The organism is Pseudarthrobacter leeuwenhoeki (assembly GCF_055412885.1).
In genome coordinates, this window is record NZ_JBVAYY010000037.1 from 1 (window position 1) to 5,071 (window position 5,071).

General features: G+C 67.5%; 6 protein-coding genes. All 6 read right to left on the reverse strand.

Going from position 1 to position 5,071, the window contains the following annotated elements; all coding sequences use genetic code 11:
• Positions 1-131 precede the first annotated feature (131 nt).
• The 6 genes from ACZYX4_RS17545 to ACZYX4_RS17570 all read right to left on the reverse strand — a co-directional run bounded on the left by ACZYX4_RS17545 (position 132) and on the right by ACZYX4_RS17570 (position 4,861).
• Positions 132-284, reverse strand: coding sequence for a hypothetical protein (locus ACZYX4_RS17545; protein ID WP_463878364.1), 153 nt, complete (start codon positions 282-284; stop codon positions 132-134).
• A 517-nt stretch (positions 285-801) separates the two neighbouring features.
• Positions 802-1,581 (reverse strand): IS21-like element helper ATPase IstB, encoded by a 780-nt coding sequence (istB, locus tag ACZYX4_RS17550; protein WP_463878366.1) that lies wholly within the window; start codon positions 1,579-1,581, stop codon positions 802-804.
• On the reverse strand, positions 1,578-3,080 hold the full coding sequence (gene istA / locus ACZYX4_RS17555) for an IS21 family transposase (RefSeq protein ID WP_463878368.1): 1,503 nt from the start codon (positions 3,078-3,080) through the stop codon (positions 1,578-1,580). Before istA ends, istB begins: the two co-directional genes overlap by 4 nt.
• A 186-nt stretch (positions 3,081-3,266) precedes the next feature.
• A complete protein-coding gene (locus tag ACZYX4_RS17560; protein ID WP_463878370.1) occupies positions 3,267-3,416 on the reverse strand; it encodes an HAD hydrolase family protein in 150 nt (49 codons plus the stop codon).
• A complete protein-coding gene (locus ACZYX4_RS17565) occupies positions 3,374-3,712 on the reverse strand; it encodes an HAD family hydrolase (protein WP_463878372.1) in 339 nt (112 codons plus the stop codon). Before ACZYX4_RS17565 ends, ACZYX4_RS17560 begins: the two co-directional genes overlap by 43 nt.
• A 39-nt stretch (positions 3,713-3,751) precedes the next feature.
• Positions 3,752-4,861: a P-type ATPase actuator domain-containing protein gene (locus ACZYX4_RS17570; protein WP_463878375.1), complete on the reverse strand. Its 1,110-nt coding sequence runs from the start codon at positions 4,859-4,861 to the stop codon at positions 3,752-3,754.
• Between the last annotated feature and the right edge of the window lie 210 nt (positions 4,862-5,071).

The following is a 5,071-nucleotide window of genomic DNA, read 5'->3' on the forward strand; positions in this document are numbered from 1 at the left end:
TACTGCACCCGGGAGGGTGTGGGAGAGTAGGTCACCGCCGGAACATCATTAAACGGTCGAGAGCCCCAACCACACGGTTGGGGCTCTCCCGCATTTAACCCCCAAACTGCATCCCACGCGCCGGGCTCCGGTCAGCGGGGGAAGTTCCTGCCGTGGATCCAGGCCAGCAGCTCGACAGCGAGCCCGCCGCAGACCGCGGCCGTGCCGGCTGCCCGCAGCACGTCCGCCGGCGGCCACGCGAGATGGAAGACGTCCTGGGCGAGCGGCAGGTTGAGCAGGACCAAGGGGACTGGCGAACATCGCGAGCACCAGCGCCGGCTTCTTCGGATCGAGCGGGCGGGAGACCACCGCAAGAATCCACAGCCCGATCACCGACAGAGCCAGCACCGATGCGGACGGCAGCGCCTCCGGGGCGGTAGCGGCTGGTATTGGCCATCAGTGCCAGGAAGAACGACGGGATGCCGATCGTCAGCCCGTCCGTGAACGGCAGTTGGCGGGGCAGGAACGGGAACTGCAGGTTGAGCAGTCCGAAGCTGACTGCGATCGCGATCGAATAGGCGGTCTTGCTGAGGAACAGTTTGGACACCCGCTCGATGTTGGCGATGACCCGGCGGCCCTCAGCCACCACACCGGGCAGCCGGCTGAAGCGTCCATCCAGCAGCACCAGTGTCAATGGCCAATAGTTTGTGCCCATGGACGGCCAGCAGAAATGCCCGCTGGTGGCCATGAATACTGCCCGGTCATGGCCACGAGATCTGCCCACCGGGTGTTCGGTGGCGTTGGCCATGTTGGGGTGTGGGTTTAGTTCATTGGGGTGACTCCCTTTCCGGCCAGGGCCTGGCTGAGGCGGATCGATTCCCCTGAGGTCTGGCAGAGGTGAGCGTGGTGCAGCAGCCGGTCCACCGTCGCCGTGGCGAGGGTTTTGGGCATGAGTTCGTCAAAGCCGGCGGGATGCAGGTTTGAGGAGACCGCGATGGAGCGTTTCTCGTAGGCGGCGTCGACGAGGCGGTAGAGGCCCTCGGCCGCGTCGGTGCCGACCGGCAAGAGGCCTATGTCATCGACCACCACCAAATCTGCGCGCAGGATCCGGGCGACGACTTTGGTGACGCTGTCATCGGAGCGGTGGGCGCGCATGAGAGCCCCGAGGTCCTCGAGCCGGAACCACGCGACCCTCAGGCCGGCCTCGACGGCCTGCTGGCCGAGGGCTTCGAGGAAGAACGTCTTGCCCGTGCCGGAGGGGCCGCAGATCACGACGTTTTCCTTCCGCCCGATCCATTCCAGCGTCCGCAGCGACTGCTGCGTTGGTGCCGGGATCGAGGAGGCGGCGGGGTCCCAGGTGTCAAAGGTCTTCCCGGTCGGGAAGCCCGCGGCCTTGCGCCTGGTGGCGAGCATGGACCGGGACCGGCCGGCGACTTCCTCGACGAAGAGGGCCTTGATGACCTCGGCCGGTTCCCAGCGCTGGGCGCGGGCGGTCGCGATCAGTTCCGGCGCCAACGCCCGCGCGTGGGGCATTTTCAGCTGCCGCATCAGCGCCTCCAGCTCCGGCGCCAGCACGGGTGCGGTGACCGGGACCGGGCTCACGCGCTTTCTCCCAGCGTGCCGTCAACACGGGCGGGAACGGGTGGTCGGCCGATCGCCGCCCACCCGGCGGTGCCTTGGGTCAGGGACCGGGTTTCCCCGGCAGCATGGGTGGCGGTGCGGGTGCTTGCGGCGTTCAGGATCGAGGCGAGGTCCTTGTTCGCGAAGCGGCCATGGATGGCCGCGGTCCCGAGGGCCTGATCGACCTCGGGCTGCCCGGCGATCTTGGCCAGGGCGACGGCTTCGGCCATCTTCACGTTCATCCGGGCCGTGCCCGCCGCGGCGGCCTCGAGCAGCCAGGTGCGGGCGCCGGCCCCGATGCTCAGGAACTCCGCCTCCGCGGCCGTCCTGGCTTTCGCCGTGTATTCGCCCGGGATCTTTGGCCTATGGTCCGGGAAGTGGGCGTCGTTGATCGCCGGGCTGCCGGGCCGGGCGCGCCGGTGCCGGGCGACTTCCACCGGGCCCTGACTGCCGTGGTGGACGATGATGACCTGCTCGTCAGCTCCGGCGCCGTGGGCCCGGACGAACACCCGGGCGCCGAGCAGATACGCGGGGACGGAGTACTGCCCGTTCTCGAAGGTGACCATCGGCGTGTTCCCCGGGACACTGCGGGAGAGCCCGAACGCGACGGTGTGCGCGGTGTCCGGGATCCGGTGCAACCGCGGCGCCTCCTCAGCCAGCATCGCGGCGGGTTTCCGGCGGGTGGCCCGGTGCTCACGATGGTTGACCTCGTCCATGAACCCCTGGCAGGCCGCTTCGATCTCGGCGAAGGAAGCGTATTCGGCACGCAGGTTAGTGTCCTTGGGCACGATGTCGGCCTTGGCGACTTTCACCGAGGACTCCACGCCGCCCTTGGACGCCGGGTCCGCCGGCTGGCAGGTCAACACCGTCACCCCGTAGTGGCGGGCGAAGTCGACCGTCTGCTGGTTGCGCACCGGGACGCCGGCAACATGGGACACCGTCACGGTCTTCTCGTTATCGGTCAGGACGTAGGTCGGGGCACCGCCTATGACACGGAAGCTGCGGTCCAGCGCGGCGAAAACGCTCGGCGCCGTCCGGTCCCGCAATGCGATCACGATCCTGAAACGGGACCACGCCAGCCAGGCCACGAACAAGACGGTCTTCTTCCCCTCGATCACGGGGCCGTCGCCGAAATCGTACTGAAGCCACATGCCCGGTTCCGTGATCCAGGGCCGGTGCACCCGGACATGGCCGAGCCGCCAGGCGGCGCGGACCTGCGCGACGGCCCGGAGTTTCTCGTGGGCTTTGTCGGCGCGGATCTTGCCCTTGGACGCCTCGATCCATTCCTCGATCTTGGGCAGGAACGCATCGGTGACCCGGCCCCGGTAGACCGGTTCCGCGATCGGCCGGCCCGCGTCCCGGGCAGCGACATGCCTGGCCACCGTGTGGTGCGAGCAGCCGGTAAGTTCCGCGGCGGCGCGCAACGATCCGGTCAGATCATACGCAGCAAGTATTTCCATGATTTCTCCGTCAAACTTCATTAGGGCCTCTTCCCGGGCGACTTTGGTGCGACTAGACACCGTCATCAAACCCCGGGAAGAGGCTCCCGCCGCTTAAGCGGTCGGGTTCAGTAAGGAAGTGGGCAGATCTCATGGCCACCGACGGGCAGTTTTCGTGGCCGTCAGTGGGCAGTTCCGTGGCCGCCTACGGGCAGTTTTTCATGGCCGCTAACACACCAGGCGGGCCACGGCTTTCGTGGCAGGCGCTGCAGAGGTCATGGCTATGCCCAGGTCGGCCTCTTTCAATGCCAGCACGTCGTTGACGCAGTCTCCGGTCATTGCGACCGTGTGCCCGCAGCGCTGAAGTGCTGCGACCATGTCCTTTTCTGGTCCGGGCTTACCCGGCTGAACACCGTGTTGTCGGCCAGCACCTCTTCAAGTAGCCGGGGATCCGGCGGAAGTTCCCGGGCATCATATCCAGCCCCGACGTCCAGGCCCACGGTGCGGGCAATCGCGGCGACCGTCCGGGGGTCGTCCCCTGAAGTGATTTTCAGCTCAACGCCCTCGTCACGGAAGTAGTCCAGCGTCGCCCGCGCATCGGGGCGGATCTGTTCCCGGGAGGTGAGGACAACGACTGGTTCAACAACGGCCGGCAGGGTGGCCCGGGGCGCCAAGGATCCATGTGCCTGTCGGTGGGGTTCCGCCGCCGAAGGTCACGGAACTCCACTTCCGGGCCGGAGAGAACGGAACCGAAGAGACCGCCGGGCCGCCGCCGTCGTGCTCAAAAGCCGCGTCAAGGCAGCGCGAGGTCGCGTTGGCCTCCGGGTCCGCAGCGAACCAGCCTGTGGCGCGCTCCCAGCCAGGCTCCGCGGACCAGGCCAGCTCGTGCACACCGTCGAAGATGATTCGGCCTTCGCTGGGCGTCCCGGTCTTGTCGAGTCAGAGGACATCGACGCGGGCCAGTTCCTCGACCGCTGCCAGCTCCTGGATGAGACCCTTGTTCCCGGCCAGCCGTACCCCGCCAGCGCGGATGTCCTGGTGCCGCTGGCGATCGCCTGCGCCCAGCCGCCCCTGGACTGCATCCCGCCGTTGGCAACGATGGGGGCGACCGGAATCAGCGCCCGGGCAAGCCAGCGTAGAACCCGGTTGAGACTGTTGCGGATCTCAGAGTTGACCAGCGGGAACCGCTTCGCGCCGGCGGCGATCCTGCTGGAGAAGGAGTCAGCTTCCACCCGGATCACGCGTGCGGCGCCCCGGCCGGCAACAACGATTGATCCGGAGCGGACTTCAGGCCACGCATCCTTGTCCACCGGGTCTGATTCCCCGGTCAGGAGGGATTCGTCGGCCTCCAGCCCGCGGCTGCCCAGGACAAAGGCATCGGCCGTGACCTGGTCGCCGGCCCGCAGGACCAGGACATCGTCAAGCACGACGCCGGCGGTCGGGATCTTGCGCACGGAGCCCTCACGCAGGACCAGGGCCAGCGGGGCCTCAAGAACCGCGGGGCGGTCCAGGGAGCGCTTGGCACGGCATTCCTGGACGACGCCAATGATGGCGTTGCCTACGGCGGCCAGCCCGAAGAGTGCGTCCTGCCAGCTGCCCAGGAGAAGCAGGACGACAAAGTTCGTGCCTACGATCGCGTTGAACAGGGTCAGCACATTGGCGCGGACGATCTCCCATAGGCTGCGGCTGGTTGTGTCCGGTGCGCGATTGGCAAGGCCCTGGCTCATCCGGGAGGAGACTTCGCCTGCGGACAGTCCTTCGGCGGCCGGAGCGGAGACGCACCGATGGAGGAAATCTGGCCTGTGGTGCCGGCGTTCTGCCATCACCTCCTGATGGTGACGGGAGGCAGACCCGGATGCGCGTGATGAGCCCCACAGGCGGTGGTTTCTGGGCTATGCGGGTGCCGGTCAGTTCCGGGGGGCGTGGTTTCCGTGTGGTGGCGGGGTTTTTGGGGGTGTGGGGGTGGTGGTGGGGGTGGATTTGTGTCTGGTCGGTGGGGTGTGTAGAGTAGTTCGAGTCGCCGCCGCTGATGC